This is a genomic window from Kitasatospora hibisci (assembly GCF_043950205.1).
GTDB lineage: Bacteria > Actinomycetota > Actinomycetes > Streptomycetales > Streptomycetaceae > Kitasatospora > Kitasatospora hibisci.
The window spans coordinates 8,040,714-8,059,834 of record NZ_CP171642.1 but is presented as its reverse complement, the minus strand read 5'-3'; the positions used below and the strand labels follow the sequence as shown (position 1 = coordinate 8,059,834).

20 protein-coding genes and 1 pseudogene are annotated in these 19,121 nt (G+C 74.1%); 10 read left to right on the top strand and 11 right to left on the bottom strand.

The genetic code is table 11. The features are described 5' to 3' along the window. The first annotated feature begins 92 nt into the window (after window positions 1-92). Window positions 93-1,382 (top strand): MFS transporter, encoded by a 1,290-nt coding sequence (locus ACF9IK_RS34950; protein ID WP_395298070.1) that lies wholly within the window; start codon window positions 93-95, stop codon window positions 1,380-1,382. 157 nt (window positions 1,383-1,539) lie between these two features. Here the strand turns inward: ACF9IK_RS34950 and ACF9IK_RS34945 are convergent, their stop codons facing one another. The 4 genes from ACF9IK_RS34945 to ACF9IK_RS34930 all read right to left on the bottom strand — a co-directional run bounded on the left by ACF9IK_RS34945 (window position 1,540) and on the right by ACF9IK_RS34930 (window position 3,698). Then, complete coding sequence (locus ACF9IK_RS34945; RefSeq protein ID WP_395298069.1) at window positions 1,540-2,178, bottom strand: flavin reductase family protein; 639 nt, start codon at window positions 2,176-2,178, stop codon at window positions 1,540-1,542. A 412-nt stretch (window positions 2,179-2,590) separates the two neighbouring features. After that, on the bottom strand, window positions 2,591-2,797 hold the full coding sequence (locus ACF9IK_RS34940; RefSeq protein ID WP_395298068.1) for a DUF397 domain-containing protein: 207 nt from the start codon (window positions 2,795-2,797) through the stop codon (window positions 2,591-2,593). Then, on the bottom strand, window positions 2,782-3,396 hold the full coding sequence (locus ACF9IK_RS34935) for a DUF5753 domain-containing protein (protein ID WP_395298067.1): 615 nt from the start codon (window positions 3,394-3,396) through the stop codon (window positions 2,782-2,784). Before ACF9IK_RS34935 ends, ACF9IK_RS34940 begins: the two co-directional genes overlap by 16 nt. Beyond that, complete coding sequence (locus ACF9IK_RS34930) at window positions 3,396-3,698, bottom strand: helix-turn-helix domain-containing protein (RefSeq protein ID WP_395298772.1); 303 nt, start codon at window positions 3,696-3,698, stop codon at window positions 3,396-3,398. Before ACF9IK_RS34930 ends, ACF9IK_RS34935 begins: the two co-directional genes overlap by 1 nt. Between ACF9IK_RS34930 and ACF9IK_RS34925 the strand changes: the two genes are divergently transcribed. From ACF9IK_RS34925 to ACF9IK_RS34910, 4 genes are all read left to right on the top strand, one after another. Further along, complete coding sequence (locus ACF9IK_RS34925) at window positions 3,697-3,945, top strand: hypothetical protein (RefSeq protein ID WP_395298066.1); 249 nt, start codon at window positions 3,697-3,699, stop codon at window positions 3,943-3,945. The two genes, ACF9IK_RS34930 and ACF9IK_RS34925, sit on opposite strands and share 2 nt — an antisense overlap. Next, the gene (locus tag ACF9IK_RS34920; RefSeq protein ID WP_395298065.1) at window positions 3,945-4,193 is read left to right on the top strand and encodes a hypothetical protein; all 249 of its coding nucleotides are present in this window, start codon (window positions 3,945-3,947) and stop codon (window positions 4,191-4,193) included. The genes ACF9IK_RS34925 and ACF9IK_RS34920 overlap by 1 nt, the downstream gene beginning before the upstream one ends. A gap of 247 nt (window positions 4,194-4,440) precedes the next feature. Beyond that, window positions 4,441-5,211 carry a GNAT family N-acetyltransferase gene (locus ACF9IK_RS34915; RefSeq protein ID WP_395298064.1) on the top strand — a complete coding sequence of 257 codons (771 nt, stop codon included), beginning with the start codon at window positions 4,441-4,443 and terminating at the stop codon, window positions 5,209-5,211. Window positions 5,212-5,453: 242 nt separating this feature from the next. Beyond that, a complete protein-coding gene (locus ACF9IK_RS34910) occupies window positions 5,454-6,677 on the top strand; it encodes an NAD(P)-binding domain-containing protein (RefSeq protein ID WP_395298063.1) in 1,224 nt (407 codons plus the stop codon). Between the two features lie 71 nt (window positions 6,678-6,748). Here the strand turns inward: ACF9IK_RS34910 and ACF9IK_RS34905 are convergent, their stop codons facing one another. From ACF9IK_RS34905 to ACF9IK_RS34885, 5 genes are all read right to left on the bottom strand, one after another. Next, a complete protein-coding gene (locus tag ACF9IK_RS34905; RefSeq protein ID WP_395298062.1) occupies window positions 6,749-7,552 on the bottom strand; it encodes an RtcB family protein in 804 nt (267 codons plus the stop codon). A gap of 1 nt (window position 7,553) precedes the next feature. Further along, window positions 7,554-8,177, bottom strand: a complete 624-nt coding sequence (locus ACF9IK_RS34900; RefSeq protein WP_395298061.1) for an RtcB family protein — start codon at window positions 8,175-8,177, stop codon at window positions 7,554-7,556. A 16-nt stretch (window positions 8,178-8,193) separates the two neighbouring features. Next, window positions 8,194-9,177, bottom strand: coding sequence for a CapA family protein (locus ACF9IK_RS34895; protein WP_395298060.1), 984 nt, complete (start codon window positions 9,175-9,177; stop codon window positions 8,194-8,196). Between the two features lie 94 nt (window positions 9,178-9,271). Then, entirely contained in the window at window positions 9,272-9,679 is a 408-nt protein-coding gene (locus tag ACF9IK_RS34890) for an archease (RefSeq protein ID WP_395298059.1), read from the bottom strand. Window positions 9,680-9,880: 201 nt separating this feature from the next. After that, window positions 9,881-10,489, bottom strand: coding sequence for a TetR/AcrR family transcriptional regulator (locus ACF9IK_RS34885; RefSeq protein WP_395298058.1), 609 nt, complete (start codon window positions 10,487-10,489; stop codon window positions 9,881-9,883). A 171-nt stretch (window positions 10,490-10,660) separates the two neighbouring features. Here ACF9IK_RS34885 and ACF9IK_RS34880 point away from each other — a divergent pair, with 171 nt between their 5' ends. The 3 genes from ACF9IK_RS34880 to ACF9IK_RS34870 all read left to right on the top strand — a co-directional run bounded on the left by ACF9IK_RS34880 (window position 10,661) and on the right by ACF9IK_RS34870 (window position 14,530). Continuing rightward, window positions 10,661-11,449 (top strand): SDR family NAD(P)-dependent oxidoreductase, encoded by a 789-nt coding sequence (locus ACF9IK_RS34880; protein ID WP_395298057.1) that lies wholly within the window; start codon window positions 10,661-10,663, stop codon window positions 11,447-11,449. 853 nt (window positions 11,450-12,302) lie between these two features. After that, complete coding sequence (locus ACF9IK_RS34875) at window positions 12,303-12,905, top strand: carbonic anhydrase (protein WP_395298056.1); 603 nt, start codon at window positions 12,303-12,305, stop codon at window positions 12,903-12,905. Window positions 12,906-13,003: 98 nt separating this feature from the next. Then, window positions 13,004-14,530, top strand: a complete 1,527-nt coding sequence (locus ACF9IK_RS34870) for a SulP family inorganic anion transporter (protein ID WP_395298055.1) — start codon at window positions 13,004-13,006, stop codon at window positions 14,528-14,530. Window positions 14,531-14,647: 117 nt separating this feature from the next. On the opposite strand, the pseudogene ACF9IK_RS34865 reads toward ACF9IK_RS34870, so the two are convergent. Next, window positions 14,648-15,429 (bottom strand): annotated as a pseudogene (locus ACF9IK_RS34865) (metallophosphoesterase). Window positions 15,430-15,873: 444 nt separating this feature from the next. Here ACF9IK_RS34865 and ACF9IK_RS34860 point away from each other — a divergent pair. Together ACF9IK_RS34860 and ACF9IK_RS34855 are read left to right on the top strand one after the other, a co-directional pair. Further along, entirely contained in the window at window positions 15,874-16,971 is a 1,098-nt protein-coding gene (locus tag ACF9IK_RS34860) for a MerR family transcriptional regulator (protein ID WP_395298771.1), read from the top strand. Continuing rightward, complete coding sequence (locus ACF9IK_RS34855; protein ID WP_395298054.1) at window positions 16,968-17,129, top strand: hypothetical protein; 162 nt, start codon at window positions 16,968-16,970, stop codon at window positions 17,127-17,129. The genes ACF9IK_RS34860 and ACF9IK_RS34855 overlap by 4 nt, the downstream gene beginning before the upstream one ends. A 114-nt stretch (window positions 17,130-17,243) precedes the next feature. Here the strand turns inward: ACF9IK_RS34855 and ACF9IK_RS34850 are convergent, their stop codons facing one another. Then, window positions 17,244-19,043: a serine/threonine-protein kinase gene (locus ACF9IK_RS34850; protein WP_395298053.1), complete on the bottom strand. Its 1,800-nt coding sequence runs from the start codon at window positions 19,041-19,043 to the stop codon at window positions 17,244-17,246. Window positions 19,044-19,121 lie beyond the last annotated feature (78 nt).

The window sequence follows — 19,121 nt, the reverse complement described above, 5'->3', positions numbered from 1 at the left end:
GGAGCGGGTCCGTGGGGGTGGTGCGGCGCACGGCCCGGGCCGTGCGAAGGCCGTGCGGAGAGCGCGTGGAGGGCGTTGTTAGCCTGCTCCTCATGATCAGGAAGAGCCCCGCACGGCGGATGTCCGGCTTACTGACGCCGAGTGACCCGCAACGTGCCCTCATCGCCGCGACCTTCGTCAATCGGGTGGGCAACGGGCTGTTCAACACCGCTTCGGTGCTCTACTTCACGCTCGTGGTGCACCTGCCCGCCGCACGCGTCGGTGTCGGCCTCACGATCGCCGGGCTGGTCGGGCTGCTGGCCGGGATCCCGGCCGGAAACCTGGCCGACCGGTACGGGCCGCGCACGGTCTGGCTGACGGCCCTCACGGTGCAGGCCGTGACGATGACCGCCTTCGTGCTCATCGACGACTGGGTCACGTTCACGCTCCTCGCCACCCTGGACCGGCTGGCGGCGACGGCGGCCGGCGCCGCGGGCGGCGCGCTCATCGCCCGCGCCGGCGGTGAACGCCCGGCCGCCTTCAGGGCGAAGCTCCGCACCTTCGTCAATCTCGGCGTGGTGCTGGGCACCCTCGGTGCGGCCTTCGCCCTCGCGGCCGACACCCGCACGGCATACACCGCTCTCATCGTCGCCAATGCCGCCAGCTTCGCCTGCGCCGGCCTGCTCGCACTGGTCGGCGTCCCCGACTACCCGCCCCTGCCCCGGCCCGAGGAGCACCACCGCTGGGCCGTGCTGACCGACCGGCCGTACGTGTCGTTCGTCGCGCTCTACGGCGCGATGGGCCTGCAGTACCAGACGGTCTCCCTGCTGCTGCCGGTCTGGCTCTCCGCCCACACCGACGCGCCCCGCTGGACCGTCGCAGCCGTCTACGCGGTCAACAGCGGGGTGTGCGTGCTGTTCCAGAGCAGGATCGGCTCCCGGGTGGAGACCCCGCGCCAGGGCGGCCGGGCGTTCCGCATCGCGGGGCTGCTCTTCCTGGTCAGCTGTCCCTTGATGGCCCTGACCGCGGACGTCCCGGTCTGGACCGCGCCGGCGCTCGCCGTCCTCGCCGTCGTCGTGCACAGTCTCGGAGAGGTGTGGGAGTCCTCGGGCGGCTACGCGATCGGCTTCGGTCTCGCCCCCGACCACGCCCAGGGGCAGTACCAGGGCTTCTTCGGCGTCGGCTTCGACGCCGGGCAGGCCCTCGCCCCGGTCGTCCTCACGACCGCGGTCCTCGGACTCGGGCACACCGGCTGGCTGCTGCTCGGCGCGTTCTTCGCGGCCGTGGGCGCGGCAGGACCGCCGGTGGCCGCCTGGGCGGAGCGCACCCGCCGCCCGAGCCACGACCCGGCCCCCGCAACACCCGGCCGGCCCGCCGCTGCCCCGCTTCCCGACGGGGCCTAGCCTCCTTCGGACGGGAGCGTGGGTCAGTGACGACAAGGCGGCTCGGGCTCCTGCGGCCGGCGGACCGGTCGCGGTGACCCCGTCGGGGCCTGTGGGGCTCCGGTGGGGGCCGGACCAGGCGCGCATCCGCGGCCGATCCCTCTCGACCGGCTCGACCTCAGACGGGCGTCGACCGGAGCTGGTGGGGCATGTTCCAGCCCTCGGCGAGCCTCGACGGGTGAACGTTGCGTCCCCCGCCGAAGAACTCGCAGAACTTCATGATCAGCGGGTCCCAGCCCAGCGGGTCCACGTAGTGCGTCCCCGGAATGACCAGGTCCTCCTCGACATGGGCGCGGAGGACCTCCACCTCGAAGGCGGTGGCCCGCGGCTCGGGACCGCCGAAAGGATGGGCCGAGACGACCCTGCACTCCAGCTGGACCGGGCATTCCGCAACCCTGGGCGCCCGGACCAGATCCGACGCCTGTGCGGTCAGCTGTGCGGTCGAGAACTTGTCCGGCACGTACCGGTAGCCCTGCTTCGCCTTGTGGTCCGGCACGGCCGGCTTCCCCGTGGTGAGCGCGATCCGGTCGACTGCATCGACCATCGTCGACGACGGCAGGTTGAGCACGCACTCGCCCTCCCGCAACAGGTTCGCCGTGGTCTGGGCGCTGTTGCCGAGACCGAGCATGCAGGACTGGCCCAGCCACCACGCCGAGGACATCGGCGCGAGGTTCGCTGTGCCGTCCTCGTTGAGTGAGCTGATCAGCACCACCGGCGTTCCGAAGTAGAGGACCTTGAGCCCGGGGACGACGTGCATGCGCTGAGCCTTTCGCGGAGTGCCGGACGGACGGGCCCGCGATCGGGAACGCGAACCGTCGCCGACTCTCTCGCGGACCCCACCACCGACGCTGGCGGAAGTGCGACATCGCGTTCCGGACGAGTGGAGCGGTCGTCCGATGCCGACGAGTTGCGGTCGCCCGCCCGCCCCGTCACCTTCCTCGAAGTCGCCGCGCGCAGCCGCCGGAGCCCGAGCGCCGCGGGGTTCCCACGTCGTCCCGGAGCACGGTCCGGCGCCCTGGGCAGCGGCGCAGGCACCGCCGTTGGGCCTGGCGCTGACCACGGCTGTGTGTGCGGCGGGGACGCTCAGAACGGTCCGCCGGCTCCGATAGCCCGTGCTGCACACCGCCCCGCCGCCGGGGCTCCGGGCGGCGGGGACGGCCTGCGGAAGCTCAGACCGCGCCGAACTCGCCGGCGCGGACGGCCCCGACGAAGGACTGCCAGGAGGAGGCGGCGAAGAACAGGGCCGGGCCCTCGGGGTCCTTGGAGTCACGGACCGGCATCACACCCGCGAAGCCGTCGGCCACCTCGATGCACGCCCCGCCGCCCCCGCTGTAGGAGCTCTTCCTCCAGCGCGTTTCCGTCAGATCGACGTCCATTCGAAATCCCTCCGTACCGATCGGATCATCGCCATCGAGTCGGCCTGGTTCATGGCCTCGATCTGAAGCCGATCGTAGCCCTTGACCAGCGGGAGGACGGCTTCAGCGTCACGATCGAGGAACCCACGGTGTTCATTCTCCGAGTATCCGAGCACCCTGCGGTCAGGCATGGTAAGGAGGAAGACCATACGCATGAACGGCCGGTCCTCACCAAGGTTGAAGGGGGCCACCTGAATGGCGACGTTCGGCTGTTGAGACAGTTCCTCCAGGTGCAGGAGCTGGGCGATCATCACTTCTCGGCCTCCGATCGGCCGCCGAATGCAGCTCTCGTCCAAGACCGCATGGAAGAGAGGAGGCGGTGTCCGCTCGAAGCACTGCTGCCGGGTCATCAGGAAGTTCACGCGCTCCTCGGCCTGCTCCTGGGTCGCGCTCCCCTGCCGCACGTGCCCGGCTTCCAGCGCCGCAGCGTATTCCGGCATCTGGAGCAGTCCGGGAATGACGTTGATCTCGAACTGCCTGATCTCTGTGGCCCGCGACTCGTAGTTGGCGTACTCGGGGAAGCCCGGGACCAGGGCCGTGTGCCGGTGCTGCCAGTACATCAGCGACAGCGTGCCGCCGGTCTCCAGGACGGTGTCCGCCGGGCGGCGAACCGCTCACTCGGGGGGCGTTGCGCAAGTTCGACGAACGACACGTACGACGGGTCGTACTTGCACTTGCGCGCCAGCTGGGCCTGCGTCAGGCCACGTCCCTCCCGCGACCTGCGGAGTTGGACGCCGAAGGGGGCCCATGGGCCGGACGACGGGTCAAGTTGCTTCTTGTTCACGGCCGTTCCCCCAACGTTCCTCGACTCCGAGGTCAAGTCGACTACCACTTCCGATGCTAACCGCCCACGCGTCGGCATGAGCACGGAAAGTGAAGTTCCGACCCCGGAGAGTGCTCATGACGACTGCTCGCCCGAGCCGTCCACCGGGCTGCCCGGATACGGGATCCGCTGGGACCGGGCCGCCGGGCTCTACCGGGTGCGCAACGAGCACACAGGCGTGTGGCTCCGCGACGACTCCGGTGCCCTCCAGGGCTTCTCCTCCTTCACCGCAGCCGACCGGGCCTGGCGCTCCTTCGAGCCGGCCCGTCCCCAGAGGGTGGTGTGATGGGCCCCACCCTCGACCGCGCGACCGCCGAGCAGCGCCGCGAGGCCGCCCTCGCCGTCGAGGACCTGCCCGCCGTCCTCGCGCTCGGCGGCGCCATCCTCCCCTCTGTCGAAGTCGACTGGGAGTACGGACGGTTGACCGGCGCCTACCTCATCGACCTCGGCTCCGCCCGGACCTCCCAGATCCTCGGGATCACGGATCTCCTGCGGAAGGGGATCCGCCACGAAGGGGAGGCCGGATCAGGGTGAGGCCCCCGCGCGGGAGGGGTGGTTCGGTCCGGCGGAGGAGGCATCGGCGGGCCTGCGCGTGCGACCTCCGGCAGCGGACCGGGGCCGACGCCTGCCCCGGCCCGCACCGCCACCGCTGGAGAGCCGCCATGACCCTCGCGTCGACCTGCCGCTCCCGCCCGCAGGCCCGTGCGGCCCTGCCCGGTACCCGATCGGGGCTGCTCGGCGGCCGCCCGACCGGCACAACGGCGGCACTATGATCGACCGGGTGATACCCACCGCCGTTCACGACCGTGCCGAGCTCGCCGACCTGCTGCGCCGCGACCCGGCACTGCACGCCTACGAGTTGGGCGACCTCGACGACTTCTTCTGGCCCTGGACGGGCTGGTACCGCCTCGGCGACAGCGTCGCGCTGGTCTACCACGGCGCGAGCGGCCCGCCGACGGTGCTCGCCTTCGAGCGGCCCGAAGCCGTGGGCGCGCTCCGGGAGTTGCTCGACGGTCTGACGGGTCTGTTGCCCCGGCGCTTCTACGCACACGTCACCGAGGGGGCGGAGGAGCTGCTGGTCGCCGGGCTGGGCGCCGAGTCGCGCGGGCTGCACCTCAAGATGGCACTCACCGACCGGGCTCGACTGCTGCGCCAGGACGCGCGCGGCGAGCTGCTGACCCGCGCCGACCTGCCCGAGCTACTGGGGCTCTACGAGACGGCCTATCCGGGCAACTGGTTCGACCCGCGCATGCTCGACACCGGCCAGTACGTCGGCGTCCGGGACAAGGGGGAGCTGGTGGCGGTCGCGGGCGTGCACGTGTGGTCGCCCGCGCAGCGGATCGCCGCCCTGGGCAACATCACGACGCACCCGCGGGTCCGGGGGCAGGGCGTCGGCAAGGCCGTGGTCGCGGAGGTCTGCCGGCGGCTGATGGAGACGGTCGACGAGGTCGCGCTCAACGTCAGGGCGGACAACGGCTCGGCGTTGGCGCTCTACACGTCGCTCGGGTTCACGACGGTCGGGCGCTACTACGAGCTGTCCGTCGGCGGCTGACGGCGGCGCCGGGCGGGCCCCGCGACGAGCGGACGCCGCGTCCGCCGTAGCCCGGAGCCGGGTGGCGGCGGGTACCCGGGCCGGGAAGAATCGGAGGGGTCACGACAGGTCCGCGGCCTGCCGCGGACCGGACCGCCGGAACCGCCGGAACCGCCATGGACGCCCCGAGCCGAACCACTGCCCCGAACCTGACCGCGGCACCCCGCGGCGAGGAGAGCCGCGCTCGTCCCGAGGAACACGACGTGGTGATCGTGGGTGCCGGCCAGGCCGGGCTCGCGCTCAGCCACGAGCTCGGCGGGGCCGGCGTCGAACACGTCGTCCTGGAGCGCGGCCGTGTCGGCCAGAGCTGGCGCCGCCGCTGGGACAGCTTCTGCCTGGTGATCCCCAACTGGACGATGCGGCTGCCGGGCTCCCCGTACGCCGGCGACGATCCGGACGGATTCCTGCCGCGGGACGCGATCGTGCGCCGTCTCGCCGACTACGCGGCGGGCTTCCGGGCGCCGGTACGCGAGGGGGTGGAGGTCACCCGCGCCGACGGCGGCCCGGGTACCGGCGGCGGGTTCCGGCTCGCCACCTCGGCCGGCCCGGTCCGGGCACGCCAGCTCGTCCTCGCCTCCGGCGGTTACCAGCGGCCCTACCGCCCGCCCTCCTGGACGACCCTCCCCGCATCCACCCACGTCATCGACGCCGAGGAGTACGTCCGCCCCGACCGGCTGCCGGCCGGCGGGGTCCTCGTGGTCGGCAGCGGGCAGAGCGGTTGCCAGATCGCCGAGGAGCTGGCCGAGGCCGGTCGGCGTGTCCACCTGGCCTGCGGGCGGGCACCGTGGATGCCGCGCCGGGTCGAGGGCCGGGACATCGTCGCCTGGCTGGTGGAAACGCCGTTCTTCACCACCCGGCTCTCCGACCTGCCCGACCGGAGCATGCGGCTGCTGGCCAATCCGCAGTGCAGCGGCCGGGACGGCGGGCACGACCTCAACTACCGGACCTTGCAGGGGCTCGGCGTCACCCTGGCCGGGCACTTCCTCGGCGCCCGGGACGGCGTCGCGCACTTCGCCGACGATCTCCCCGCGTCCGTCGCCTTCGCGGACGCGCGGTGGAACGACATCCGCGCGATGATCACCGACTGCCTGACCAGCGCCGGCCGCCGCGTTCCCCGGTTGCCGGAACCGGCGCCGTTCCGGGCCGATCCGGTCACCGAACTCGACCTGGCCGGCGTCGGGACGGTGCTGTTCACCTCTGGCTACCGCCCCGACTTCGCGAGCTGGACGGGCTTCCCGGGCGCCTTCGACGGTGTGGGCTTCCCACTCCAGCGGGACGGCTCCAGCACCGTGGTGCCGGGGCTGCACTTCATGGGCGTGCCCTGGCAACGGACCAGGAAGTCCGCCACCTTCCTCGGGGTCGCCGAGGACGCTGCCGTCGTCGCGGAGCGGATCGCCGCCGCCCGGCGCCCCCCGCGGGCCGGGTAGCCGGCCGCCGCGGGCACCGGGCCGGACGCAACCGGGACGGAGCCTGGCGGGGAGCCGGATCGGCCGCCCGCTCACCCCTTGACGACACCCAGCGGCACCAGCCGGGCGACCGGCCGGGCGAGGCCGGCGCCCTCGGTGGCGACGGCGACCGCATCGACGTCCTTGTACGCCTCGGGTGCCTCCTCCGCCAGCCCCCGCCAGGACGACGGGCGGACGGCGATGCCGTGCGCCTCCAGGTCGTCGCGCAACCGTTCGCCGCGGACCGTCTTCAGTGCGTGGTGGCGGCTCCAGACCCGGCCGGCGCCGTGGCACGCGGAGTGGAAGGCGCCGTTGCCCGGCAGGCCGACCATCACGTAGGAGACGGTCCCCATCGTGCCGGGGACCAGCACCGGCTGGCCGGCCGCGGCGAGGCCGGGCGGCAACTCCGGGTCGCCCGGTGGCAGGGCCCGGGTGGCGCCCTTGCGGTGGACGCAGAGCCGGCGCGGCTCCCCGTCGATCTCGTGGGTCTCGATCTTGGCCATGTTGTGGGAGATGTCGTAGACGAGCGAGAGGCCCGCCTCCGCGGCATCGGCGAACGCCCGGCGGGCGGCCTCGGACAGCAGCTGCCGGTTCGCCCGGCCGTAGTTCGCGGCGGCGGCCATCGCGCCGAGGTAGTCCCGCCCGGCCGGGGAGTCGACGGGCGTACAGGCGAGCTGGCGGTCGGGGACGGAGATCCGGTAGCGGTGCAGGGCCCGGTCCATGGCACGGACGTGGTCGGTGCAGACCTGGTGGCCGAGGCCGCGCGAGCCGCAGTGGATCATGACGCAGACCTGGCCGGTGTGCAGCCCGAACGCGGCCGCCGTGGCGGGGTCGTGGACGTGGTCGACGGCCTGCACCTCAAAGGAAGTGGTTGCCGCTCCCCAGGCTGCCGACCTGGTGGAGGCCGCGTTCCACGGCCCGGCTGCTGACCTGTCCCGGGGCGGCTCCCACCAGGACGCCGCGGTCCTCGCAGCGGTCCAGATCGCGCGGCACGCCGTGGCCGTGCTCGACGGCGTAGCGGGCGCCGCCGACCAGCAGGTCGTCCAGTTCCTCGGTGCCCGTCAGCTTCCACAGTCCGCCGCCGCCCAGGCCGCGCGGGGTGGTGCGGTCGAGGATGTCCATCAGGCGCCGGAGCCGGTCGTGTCCGAGCTCCGCGCGGTCGATGCCGGCGGCGAGCAGCCGTACGCCGCAGGAGATGTCGAAGCCGACGCCGCCGGGTGAGACGACCCCGCCGTCGTCGGCGTCCGTGGCGGCCACGCCGCCGATCGGGAAGCCGTAGCCCCAGTGGACGTCCGGCATGGCGAAGGACGCCCGGACGATGCCGGGCAGGGTCGCCACGTTGGCCACCTGCTCCAGCGCCTTGTCGCCCGCGGCCTGCGGCAGCAGCTCGCGGGACGCGAACACCACGCCCGGCACGTGCATCGGCTCCCGCCGCTCGATGCGGAAGCGGTAGGGGCTCTCCTGGACCAGCGCGATCTCCATCGTCCTCACCTCTCCGTCAGCTCCAGTCGACCGTGAGCCGCCCGGCCCGCTCGCCCACCTCCGTGCCGAACTCGGCGCAGGCGGCGGTGAACCGCTCGCGGATCCACTCCCGCTCCTCGCCACGGGCGAGCCGGGTGTGGCAGAAGTCCAGGAACAGCGGCACCGCCTCCAGCCCGACCGGTGCGAGGTGCGCGCGGTCCGGCCCGTCCAGCGTCACCAGGAACAGCAGGCCGAGGTCGTTGCGCAGCACCGGGTCGACGGCGTAGTCGTCGACGAAGTCGCCCAGGTCGTACAGGACCCGGTCGGCGACCCCGTGGAACACGTGGGCGGAGTGGCCGGCGATCAGGGTGGCCCCTGCGGCCAGCAGCTCCGGCGCCGCCCGGCGGACGTGGGCCGGCGGCCGGGTGGTCATGTTCGGGCCCCAGTGGACGGTGACCAGCACGGCGTCGGCGTCCCGGGCGGCGCCGGCGACACGGTCGGTGAGCCAGTCCGGCACGTGCCGTCGAAGGTCGGCGAAGGCCACGCCGGGGCGGTCCGCGGCGGCCGCGCAGTCCTTCGGGTGGTCCGTGGCGGCGACCACGGCGAGCCGTACCCCGCCCGACTCCAGTACGGCGGGCTCCCGGGCCGCCGTGGCGTCCCGGCCCGCGCCGACCGCCTGTACGCCGGCCTGCTCCAGCAGGGCGCGGGTGTCGGCGAGCGCGTCGTAGCCGTAGTCCAGGGCGTGGTTGTTGGCGAGGGTCACGCAGTCCACCCCGAGCTCGGCCAGGACCTCGGCCGCCACCGGCGGGGCACGGAAGAAGAACGCCTTGAACGGGCTCGGCCGGCGCGCGCCGCGGGCGGAGAGGCAGCACTCCAGGTTGAGCAGGACGAGGTCGGCCCGGGCCAGGGCCTCCCGCGCCTCGGGGGCCAACAGGGTCTGCGGCGTCGGCGAGCGGCGCAGCTCGACCGCGACGGAGCGTCCGAGCATCGTGTCGCCGGCCAGCGCCAGGGTGAGTGCCATCCTCCCGATCCGCTTCCGGTTGCTTCGTCGTGAGCCCGTCCGGCGTGAGCCCGTCCGGCGCGGGCCCGTCCGGCGCGGGCCGGCTCGTCGGGGCTCAGACGTCGAGCGTCACCTGGCAGGTCCACCCGCCGGGGCCCGCGCGCAGGCGGAGGCCGTGCAGCGACACGGCCTTGGGCACCGCGCCGACCGGTTCGGCGGTGCCGGCGTCCGCCATCCGGAACCGGACGGCCAGCGACCGGCGGCCGCCGGCGACCCGGATGGGTCCCGGCTCCGTGTCGAGCGGGATCTCCCCGGCCACGTCCATCCGGTAGACGACCTCCTCCAGGACGGACACCAGCAGGTCCTCGTCGGTCTCCGCCGTGACCGTGCACGCGTACTCGCCGGTCGCCCGGGCCGCGGAGGTGTCGGCGAAGGCCTCGACCGCGGCGCGCACCACCTCCCGGATGCACCCCTCGGCCGTCGGCGACCACGCCTCGACGCGCAGGTCCGCCGTGTGCGCCACGGCCCGGTGGCCACTTGGTTGCTGCTGCCGCCCGCTCACCGGCGACGACTCCCGTCAGGTCTCCTGCCCGGCCCGCCCGACCGCGCCGCGCGGGCCGTCCCACCCCTCCAGCCTCGACCCGCACTCCCCCGGAGGCAACCCCCGCCCTCAGGGCGCTCCACCCGGCGCGAACCGGAACCGAGGTCCCGCGTGGCCCTCCGGTCAGGGCGTGGCGGCGGGGTCGGGGCGCAGCCCGGCCAGGAGGACGTCCAGGGTGAGGTCGGTGGCGTCGGCGAGCGGGGTGTCGTCGAGGAGCGAGCCGACGGCCAGCATGGCGAGGCCGTGGGTGGCCGAGAAGGCCACCAGGGCCAGGCGGACCGGGTCCCCGGTGCGGACGGCCCCGGCCTGCTGCGCCTCCGCGATCAGCCGGGCCACGATCCCCAGGCAGTCGTGCCCGAGTTCGCGCAGCTCGTTGCTGGAGTCCTCGGCGTGCTTGGCGGTGAACATCAGGTCGAGCAGGGCCGCGTGCTGGACGGCGAAGCCGAGGTAGGCACGGCCGAGTTCGGCCAGGCGCGCCGTGACCGGTCGGTCGGGGGCCTCGGCGGCGGCGCGCATGGATCCGTTGAGGGTGGCGAAGCCGCTGACGGCGAGCGCGTCCAGCAGGGCCCGGCGGTCCCGGAAGTGGCGCGACGGGGCCGCGTGGCTCACGCCGAGGTCGCGGGCCAGGCTCCGCAGGGACAGTCCGTCGGCGCCCGACTCGGCGAGGACGGCCTCCGCGCGTTCCAGCAGGGCGGTCCGGAGGTTGCCGTGATGGTAGGACCCGTCGGCCAAGGCGATCTCCCTCTCCCGATGTTGTCGTTGACTACAATGATGTCACTGCCTACATTGATGGCGGGGCAGTCCGCACGGACCCGCTCGGAGCAGACCGCTCGAAGCGGCCGCCCGGAGTGCGCCCGTACACAGCCCCGCGGAGACAGTCTCGTGGAAGTGGAGCAGCCGATCATGCCTATGACCTACCGGGGCACTGTGGCCCTGATCACCGGCGCCAGCGCCGGTCTCGGCGTGGAGTTCGCCCATCAGTGGGCCGAGCGGGGCGCCGACGTGGTGCTGGTCGCCCGGCGGCTCGACCGGCTGGAGGAGCTGGCCGAGCTGCTGGAGAAGCGCTACGGCGTCCGCGCCACCGCCGTGGCCGCCGACCTCGCCCTGCCCGGCGCGGGCACCGGCCTGCGCGCGGAACTCGACGCCCGGGGGATCACCGTCCACACGCTGATCAACAACGCCGGCTTCGGCAGCTACGGCCCGTTCGCCGAGCAGGACCCGGCGCAGATCAACCAGATGATCCAGCTCAACATCACGGCCGTCGCCGAGCTGACCCGAGCCTTCCTCCCGGAGATGGCGGCCGACGGCCGGGGCGCCCTGGTCACCGTGGCGAGCGCCGCCGCCTACCAGCCGACCCCCGCGATGGCGGTCTACGGGGCGAGCAAGGCCTTCGTGCTCAGCTTCACCGAGGCCGTGGCCTACGAGACCCGCGCCTCGGCGCTTCGCGTCCTCGCCGTCTCGCCCGGAGCGACCCGGACCGAGTTCTTCGACGTCGCGGGCAGCATGAACGCCGCCGTGGGCCGGATGGCCACGGCCCAACAGGTCGTCACGGCCACCCGGCGCGCCCTGGAGCGCGGCAAGACGCCGCCCAGCGTCGTCGCGGGCCTCGGCAACCGGATCTCGACGATCGCCAGCAGCCTGACCCCGCGCCGCGTCACGCTGGCCGTCTCGGGTCGCCTCCTGAAGGCCTGATCCGCCCCCCACGCACAGACACAGCGACCCCGACCCCGGCCCCGGGTGGCGACCCCGCTTCGCCCCACCCGGGGTCGCCGCGTCCCCCGACGGGCGCGATCCGGTGGACCGCCAGGCCACCCGACCGCATGCTGGGAACAGGTGGCCTGGCCGCGAACCCCCGAGCGCGACCAGGCCCCTCCCGCCGCCGGTCCGCCGAGCCGAGGCCCGCGGCCGCCGCGAAGGGCGCTCAGGCGGGACGGAACTGCTTGCGCTCGGCACCCTGCGTCACGATGCACGACTCGTTCCCGTCGTCGGTGTTCGCCGCCGTCGCCCGCACGCCGCGCCGAACCCGACCAGACGCGCACATCCGGCCTCCGGCACGGCCAGGAACTCCGCACCCAGGAGCCCGGCGGCGCCCCGCGCGTCGAGATGTACAGGGCTCCTGCCGGCCTCGCCCTTCGGGAACCCGCCGGAAGAACGGACGCGGGCCCGGCCCCACACCCGAGGGATCGCTGCACGCGAGCGACGGTTCCCGCCCTTGCGGCGGCGAGGACCCAGCGGAGCACCCGGCCCGTCGAACGTCCGTCCCGCAGCGACACACCAGCACGACGCGGTAACAGGATGTTAACCGGACCGGCACAGATTCCCCCCAGGCACGGCTTTTGCCTGCCCCATACCCGTGTTTTACTGACTCTTGACGCAGCATCAGGTCACCGGGGGGTCACCGACGGTCAGGCGGCGCGCGGATCCGCCGTGCCCGGCCGCCGCGGCCGGCGCCCCGGACCGCCGGCCTGTTCTGACGGTCCCCCGCCCAACCCGACCGCCCGCCCCGGCCGAACCACGGCGAGGGGGCAGAAGGAGGCACGCCCTCATGGAACCGTTGATCGACCGCGCCCGCGCCTTCCCGCAGCGCGCCGGCCTCGCCGGACGCGAGCTCACCGGCCTCGCTGCCGGCCAGTCGCCGCAGGCGCTCTTCATCACCTGCTCGGACTCCCGGGTGGTGCCCAGCCTGATCACCGGGGCCGACCCCGGCGACCTGTTCGAACTGCGCACCGCCGGCAACATCGTCCCGGCGTACCGCGCGGACGCCGCCTCCGGCGAGACCGCCACGATCGAGTACGCCGTCGACGTGCTCGGAGTGCGCGACATCGTCGTCTGCGGCCACTCGCACTGCGGGGCCGTCGGGGCCGTCGTCCGCGGCGACGACCTCAGCACCGCGCCCGCCGTCCGCGCCTGGCTGCGCAACGCGGACCCCGGCGAGCTCCGCACCGAGGAGGCCGACGTCTTCGACCCGACCGTCGCCGGACCGGTGCAGCGGCACGTTCTGGCGCAGCTGCACCGACTGCGCGGCTACCCCGGCATCGCCCGGCGGCTGATCGACGGCCAGGTCAGGCTCCACGGCTGGTTCTACGAGATCCACACGGGGCTGGTGCTGGCGCACCGGGCCGACTCCGGCCTCTTCCTCCCGCTCTGAGCGGGCACCCTCCTGCCGCTCGGGGCGGGGTGTTCCTCCCCGCTCCGAGCGGGCCCCCGTCGACCGCCCGCCCACTCCGTCACCCGACCGAGGACCAGATGCTTCACCGTCCTGCCCTCCGGCCCACCGCCGACCTCTCCCCCGGCCCGCCGGGCCGCCCCCGCACGCCCGGACTCTCCGCCCTGCGGACCGACCTCGCCGCCTCCCTCGTCGTCTTCCTGGTCGCGCTGCCGCTCTGTGTCGGCGTGGCCGTCGCCTCGGGTGTTCCGGCCGAACTCGGCCTGGTCACCGGGATCGTGGGCGGCCTGCTCACCGGCCTGATGCCGGGCAGCAGCCTCCAGGTCTCCGGGCCGGCCGCCGGGCTGACCGTCCTGGTGTTCGCCGCAGTCCAGGAGCACGGCCTGGCCGTCCTCGGCGTCATCACCGCCGCTGCCGGGCTGCTCCAGATAGCGATGGGCGCACTGCGGCTTGGCCGCCTGTTCCGCGCCATCTCCGTCTCGGTCGTCCAGGGCATGCTGGCCGGGATCGGCCTGGTCCTGATCGCCGGTCAGCTCTACGCGATGGCCGACGCCAAGGCACCCAAGGACGGCCCCGGCAAGCTCGCCGGCCTGCCGCGACTGCTCCTCGACACCGCGACCTCGCCTCAGGGGATCACCGCCGCCGCGATCGGCACCGGCACCGTGGCCGTCCTGGTGCTCTGGCCCCGGCTGCCGGCGCGCGTGCGGCTGGTGCCCGCGCCGCTGGCCGCGGTCGCCGCTGCGACCGCCGTCACCGCCCTGTGCGACCTGTCGGTGGCCAAGGTCGAGGTCGCCGGTCTGGCCGGGGTGGTCAGCCTCCCGGGCGGCTCCGAACTCGCGGCGCTCGGCAGCCTCGGCGTCCTCGGGACGATCGTCGCCTTCGCCCTGATCGCCTCCGCCGAGAGCCTGTTCAGCGCCGCGGCCGTGGACCGGCTGCACGACGGCCCGCGCACGCACTACGACAAGGAACTGGTCGCCCAGGGCGTCGGCAACACCGTCTGCGGCGTCCTCGGCGCGCTGCCGATGACCGCCGTCATCGTCCGCAGCGCGGCCAACGTCCAGGCCGGGGCGCGGACCAAGGCGTCGCGCGTGCTGCACGGTCTCTGGCTGCTGCTGTTCGCCGCGCTCTTCCCCGCCGCGCTCTCGGTCATCCCGCTCGCCGCGCTGGCCGGCGTCCTGGTGCACGCGGGCGCCAAGCTGGTGCCGGTCAAGGCCCTCGTGCCGCTCTGGCGGGCCCACCGCGGGGAGGCGCTGATCCTCTCGGTCACGGCGCTCGCCATCGTGACGACCAACCTCTTCGAAGGGGTGCTGCTCGGCCTGCTGCTGTCGGTGCTGAAGAGCGCCTGGGACACCTCGCACCTGCACGTCGGCGTCGACGAGCGCTCCGACGGGACGGTCCTGGTCACCCTGACCGGCAACGCCACCTTCCTGCGGCTGCCCCGGCTCCTGGACGCGCTGGAACGGCTGCCGACCGACCGGATCGTCCACCTCGACCTGACCGGGCTCCGCCACCTCGACCACGCCTGCCGGAGTGCGCTGGAGTCCTGGGAGGAGCGGCACAACCGGCTCGGCGAGGCCACGGTGGTCCGGGTGCCGGCCGGCGTCTGAGCGCACGGCCCGGTGTCCGGGGGCGGTCGCCCTCGGACACCGGGCTTTCGAGGTCCCGGCGGCCCGGCGGCCCGGGCAGGAGGCCTCCGGGCGCAGACGCGCGGCCGGCGTGGCTCGTCAGCCCTGTGCCCGGCCGTCCGGGACGACGCAGCGGTAGTGGGTGGTCAGCCGGCCCTCGTCGTCGAGGACGTGGAAGGCGAGCGCGGGCGGCTGGTCGAGGTGGACGTGGTCCTCGGGGTGGGCGCGGTGCTCCCAGGGCAGCCGGAGGGTGGAAGCCACGCCCGGCGCCACCAGCAGCGGCCGACCGGCGAACGTGGACGCCGCCGGGGTGTGGGCGTGCCCGCACAGGAAGGCCGCGATGCGGGGGTGACGGTCCGCGAGCGCCGCGAGCCGCTCCGCCCCGACTGGCGCAGGCCGTCGATGAACGGCTGGTGCAACAGGGCCGGCGGGTGGTGGAAGGCGACCAGCACGGGCACGTCGCCGGGTGTGTCGGCGAGGGCCCCCTCCAGCCAGGCCAGCGTCTCGTCCGCGAGGAAGCCCTCGTCCTTGCCGGGCACCGAGGAGTCGCACAGGGCGAGCGCGAAGCCGTCCGCTCGGTGCAACCGGTCGATCGGCGCCGCCGCTCCCACGGGCTCCCGCTCACCGAGCAGGTGCCGGCGGAAGGCGGCGCGTTCGTCGTGGTTGCCGGGGCAGACCAGGACCGGGTGACGGGAGGTCAGCACCACACGCGCCCGCTCGTACTCGGCGGGGAGGCCGTGGTCGGCGATGTCCCCGGTGACCAGGACGGCGTCCAGGTCGTAGGGGAGGGCTTCGAGGTGGTCCATGACCGCCTGGGTGCGGTCCAGACTGCGCTGCCCGCTGTCGATGTGGATGTCGCTGAGGTGGGCGATGACGATCACCGCGGAGGTCCCTTCGTCTCGGTCCGGCTCGGATCGGCCTGTACTCGGAGCGGTCTGTGCCCGGAGCGGCTTGCGCTCCGGTCCGTCTGCGCTAGGAGCGAGCGTAGAAGGCGACCGGACCGGACGTGGGATCCAGTTCCATGCCGAACTCCCGGTCCGGCTCCCGTCTCGACCTGCACCTCGCCCTCGACGCGGACCGATGACGGCCGGGGCGGGCCGCCGGCAGTTGTCCTCCAGCGCCTCGGTGATCTCGATCCGCTCGTGCAGCTCCGCCGGTGCGTCGGCTTCGGGGACCTTCTCCGGACCGGACCGTCGCTCGGCTTGCAGGAGTCGCCCCGGACCGCCGCTTCGCGTCCGGCTCCTGCTCCTGCTCCTGCGAAGGACGCTCTTGACTCTGACGTGGCGTCAGGCTGCATAGTCGGTGCCGTGGAAGATCACTGGACTGTGGGACGCGTGGCCGCGCTGGCCGGCGTGAGCGTCCGCACGCTGCATCACTACGACGAGATCGGGCTCGTTCGGCCGTCGGCGCGGACCGCGGCCGGGTACCGGGCCTACTCGGCGGGCGACGTGGAGCGGCTGCGGGAGGTGCTGGCCTATCGGCGGCTGGGCTTCGGACTGCGAGAGGTTGCGGAACTGGTCGGCGACCCGTCCACCGACGCGGTCGCGCACCTGCGCCGGCTGCGAGGCCTGCTGCTGGAGCGGCGTGATCGCGCTGACGCCATGGTGTCGGCCATCGACAGGGAACTTGAGGCACGAGCGAAGGGACTGAACGTGACACCGGAGGAGCAACTGGAGATGCTCGGTGCACGGCTCTACGACGCGATCGGCGGCGCCTACACCGCGACACGGCGTACCGAGCCGCGGATCGCGGCGCAGATCTGGGACGCGCTCGGGGACGCGCAGACGGTGCTGAACGTCGGGGCCGGCACCGGCTCCTACGAGCCTGCTGATCGCGACGTGACCGCGGTGGAGCCGTCGGCGGTCATGCGGGAGCAGCGGCCTGCCGGCTCGGCGCCGTGCGTGGCCGCCGCCGCGGAGAGCCTGCCGTTCGAGGACCAGTCCTTCGACGTCGCGATGGCCGTCTCCACCGTCCACCACTGGGGGGACCCGATAGCGGGGCTGCGCGAGATGCGGCGCGTGGCCCGCCGCGTGGTGGTGCTCACGTTCGACACCGACGAGCCCGGATGGCAGGACCGGTTCTGGCTTGCCCGCGACTACCTGCCCGAGTTCGCCGCCGTCCTGGCAGGCTTCCCCCCGCTTGCTGGGATGGCCGACGCGATCGGCGCACGCGCTGAGCCGGTGCCGATCCCCTGGGACTGCGCTGACGGCCTGTTCGAGGCGTACTGGCGCCGGCCGGGGGCGTATCTGGAGGATCGCGTGCGCCGTGCGATGTCGGTGTGGACGAGGGTCGGGCCGGAGGCCGAGCAGCGGGCGGTGCGAAGCCTCGGCGACGACCTCGACTCCGGCCGGTGGGCCGAGCGCAACAGCGACCTCACCGACCTCGACGCGGCAGATCTCGGCCTCCGCCTGCTCACCGCTTGAACCGCCCGGAGACCAGTGGCGTTGACGGCCGCACTCACCAGCAGCGCGCCGCCCGGCCCGGCCTCGGTGCGCGCGCCCACGAGGTCGCCCCGGCCGGCGTCCCCGACCGCCGGGCCGAGGGCGACGGCCTCGCCTGCCCCGCCGACGACATCGGCTGACCACCGACGAACCGATGGCCTGCCGCCGTACGCCACCTCCACGACACACCTCGCTGCCGACCTCGCAGGGTCATCGCACCGGATCGCGGGGTGTGACTGGAGTGCAGGCGGGACCTAGGCGGGGAAGCTCCGCTTGATCTTGCCGGCGACGTCGGCCGAGAGGTAGCCGGAGATCCCGTTGGCACTGGCGAGGTAGACGCGGATGGTCGGTGTGCCGTCCAGAATGTCCGGCCCGATGATCAGATATCTACTGGTCGGGGCGGGAACGTTGAGGGTCTCCTCGGCCTTCTTCAGCAGGGCGGGGATGACGCTCCAGTCGTACTTCGCGAGGTCGGCGGTCTTGCTGGTGCCCATCGGGCCGCCCGGGGTGCGGCGGGTGGCCTTGCCGTCCCGGTAGTCGAACCACTCGTAGGCACGGGGGTCCGCGGTCGGCACCTGGGCCATCGCGTAGCCCGGGTAGACGGTGAGGTCCTTGACCGTCGACTTGCCGGCCGCGGCGGTCACCGCGGCGACCACTGCACGGACGCCGTCCGGTGTGAGGAGGTCCGCAGGGGCCGGGGTGTCGGCGCCGCCTCCCGATCCGCCCGCGGCCGACTTGGCCGGTGACGCGGTGACCGGGCCGGCCGAGGGGGCGGCTGTGTCGGCCGACCCTCCCGGTGCGACGGAGGCGGACCCGGCCGGGCCGCCGGCGACCTGGGCGGCCCCGCCGTGCTTCACGTCGTCGTCCGGGCTCAGCGACCAGGCGAGCACACCGGCCACCGCCACGGTGGCGACGCCGAGGGCGACCGCGGCGACCGCGCGACCGCGCTTCGCCGGACGGGGTGCGGCAGGACCGCCGGCACGGGTCGGGCCGATCGGGTCGGCGGACCCGACCGAACCGATCGGGTACGTCGCGCCGGCCGGGTGCGCCGGGCCGGGCGCGCCGGTCGGCCCCTGGGCCGTCCACGGCCCGGACGGAGCGCCGTCGACCGGCGGGCCGAAGACGCCGGGCACGGCGGGCGCGGCACCGCCCGGGCGCGGGGTGTCCAGGAAGGTCGGCGCCCAGGCCGGGCCGGCCTGGGCGACCGGGGCCGCGCCCTGTTCGGCGGCGGCGAGCGCCCGGTCGAGCTGGTCCGCGTCCGGGCGCAGCTTCGGGTCGCGGGCCAGGACTGCGGCCAGGACCGGGCCGAGCCCGCCCGAGCGGCTGGGCGGCGGCAGCGGCTCGTCCAGGACGGCCGCCAGGGTCGCCAGCGTGGTGGCGCGGCGCAGCGGGTGGTGACCCTCGACGGCGACGTAGAGCATCATGCCGAGCGACCACAGGTCGGAGGACGGGTTGCCCTCCTCCCCGCGGATGCGCTCGGGGGCGATGTACTCGGGCGAGCCGATCAACGCGCCGGTCGCGGTGAGGGCGGTGGCGTCCTGCATGGCGGCGATGCCGAAGTCGGTGAGGACCGGGGTGCCGTCGGGGCGGAGCAGGACGTTGCCGGGCTTGACGTCGCGGTGCTGGATGCCGGCCGCGTGGGCGGCGCGCAGCGCGGCCAGGACGCCCCGGCCGATCCGGGCCGCCTCGGGGACCGTGAGCGGGCCGCGGGCGATCCGGTCGGCGAGGCTGCCGCCACTGACCAGCTCCATCACCAGCCAGGGGTGCGGGTGCTCGGGCGTGTCGACGATGTGGTGGATGACGGCAACGTTCGGGTGCTGGAGTCGGGCGAGTGCGCGGGCCTCGCGCAGCACGCGTTCGCGGAGCTCGTCGGCTCCGTCGGGGTCGGCCGCGGCCATCGCCGGGTCCGGCGGCCGCACCTCCTTCAGCGCGACCTCGCGGTACAGCGCATTGTCGCGGGCGCGCCAGACCAGGCCCATCCCGCCGCCGCCGAGGCGTTCCAGCAGTTCGAAGCGGCCGTCGATCAGCCGCGGCTGCGGCCCCCCAGGGTTCATGGCGGACATCGTAGAGGTCCGCGCCGACGACGTGCGCCGATGATCCGCCCTCGACGGGGTGGGCGGGGTCGGAGGAGG

Coding starts and splice junctions, on each gene's coding strand:
- ACF9IK_RS34875 (WP_395298056.1), top strand. CDS start 12,303: ATGGAACCGTTGATCGACCGCGCCCGCGCCTTCCCGCAGCGCGCCGGC.
- ACF9IK_RS34870 (WP_395298055.1), top strand. CDS start 13,004: ATGCTTCACCGTCCTGCCCTCCGGCCCACCGCCGACCTCTCCCCCGGC.
- ACF9IK_RS34950 (WP_395298070.1), top strand. CDS start 93: ATGATCAGGAAGAGCCCCGCACGGCGGATGTCCGGCTTACTGACGCCG.
- ACF9IK_RS34920 (WP_395298065.1), top strand. CDS start 3,945: ATGGGCCCCACCCTCGACCGCGCGACCGCCGAGCAGCGCCGCGAGGCC.
- ACF9IK_RS34935 (WP_395298067.1), bottom strand. CDS start 3,396: ATGTACTGGCAGCACCGGCACACGGCCCTGGTCCCGGGCTTCCCCGAG.
- ACF9IK_RS34925 (WP_395298066.1), top strand. CDS start 3,697: ATGAGCACGGAAAGTGAAGTTCCGACCCCGGAGAGTGCTCATGACGAC.
- ACF9IK_RS34895 (WP_395298060.1), bottom strand. CDS start 9,177: ATGGCACTCACCCTGGCGCTGGCCGGCGACACGATGCTCGGACGCTCC.
- ACF9IK_RS34945 (WP_395298069.1), bottom strand. CDS start 2,178: ATGCACGTCGTCCCCGGGCTCAAGGTCCTCTACTTCGGAACGCCGGTG.
- ACF9IK_RS34940 (WP_395298068.1), bottom strand. CDS start 2,797: ATGGACGTCGATCTGACGGAAACGCGCTGGAGGAAGAGCTCCTACAGC.
- ACF9IK_RS34930 (WP_395298772.1), bottom strand. CDS start 3,698: ATGCCGACGCGTGGGCGGTTAGCATCGGAAGTGGTAGTCGACTTGACC.
- ACF9IK_RS34850 (WP_395298053.1), bottom strand. CDS start 19,043: ATGAACCCTGGGGGGCCGCAGCCGCGGCTGATCGACGGCCGCTTCGAA.
- ACF9IK_RS34900 (WP_395298061.1), bottom strand. CDS start 8,177: ATGGAGATCGCGCTGGTCCAGGAGAGCCCCTACCGCTTCCGCATCGAG.
- ACF9IK_RS34880 (WP_395298057.1), top strand. CDS start 10,661: ATGCCTATGACCTACCGGGGCACTGTGGCCCTGATCACCGGCGCCAGC.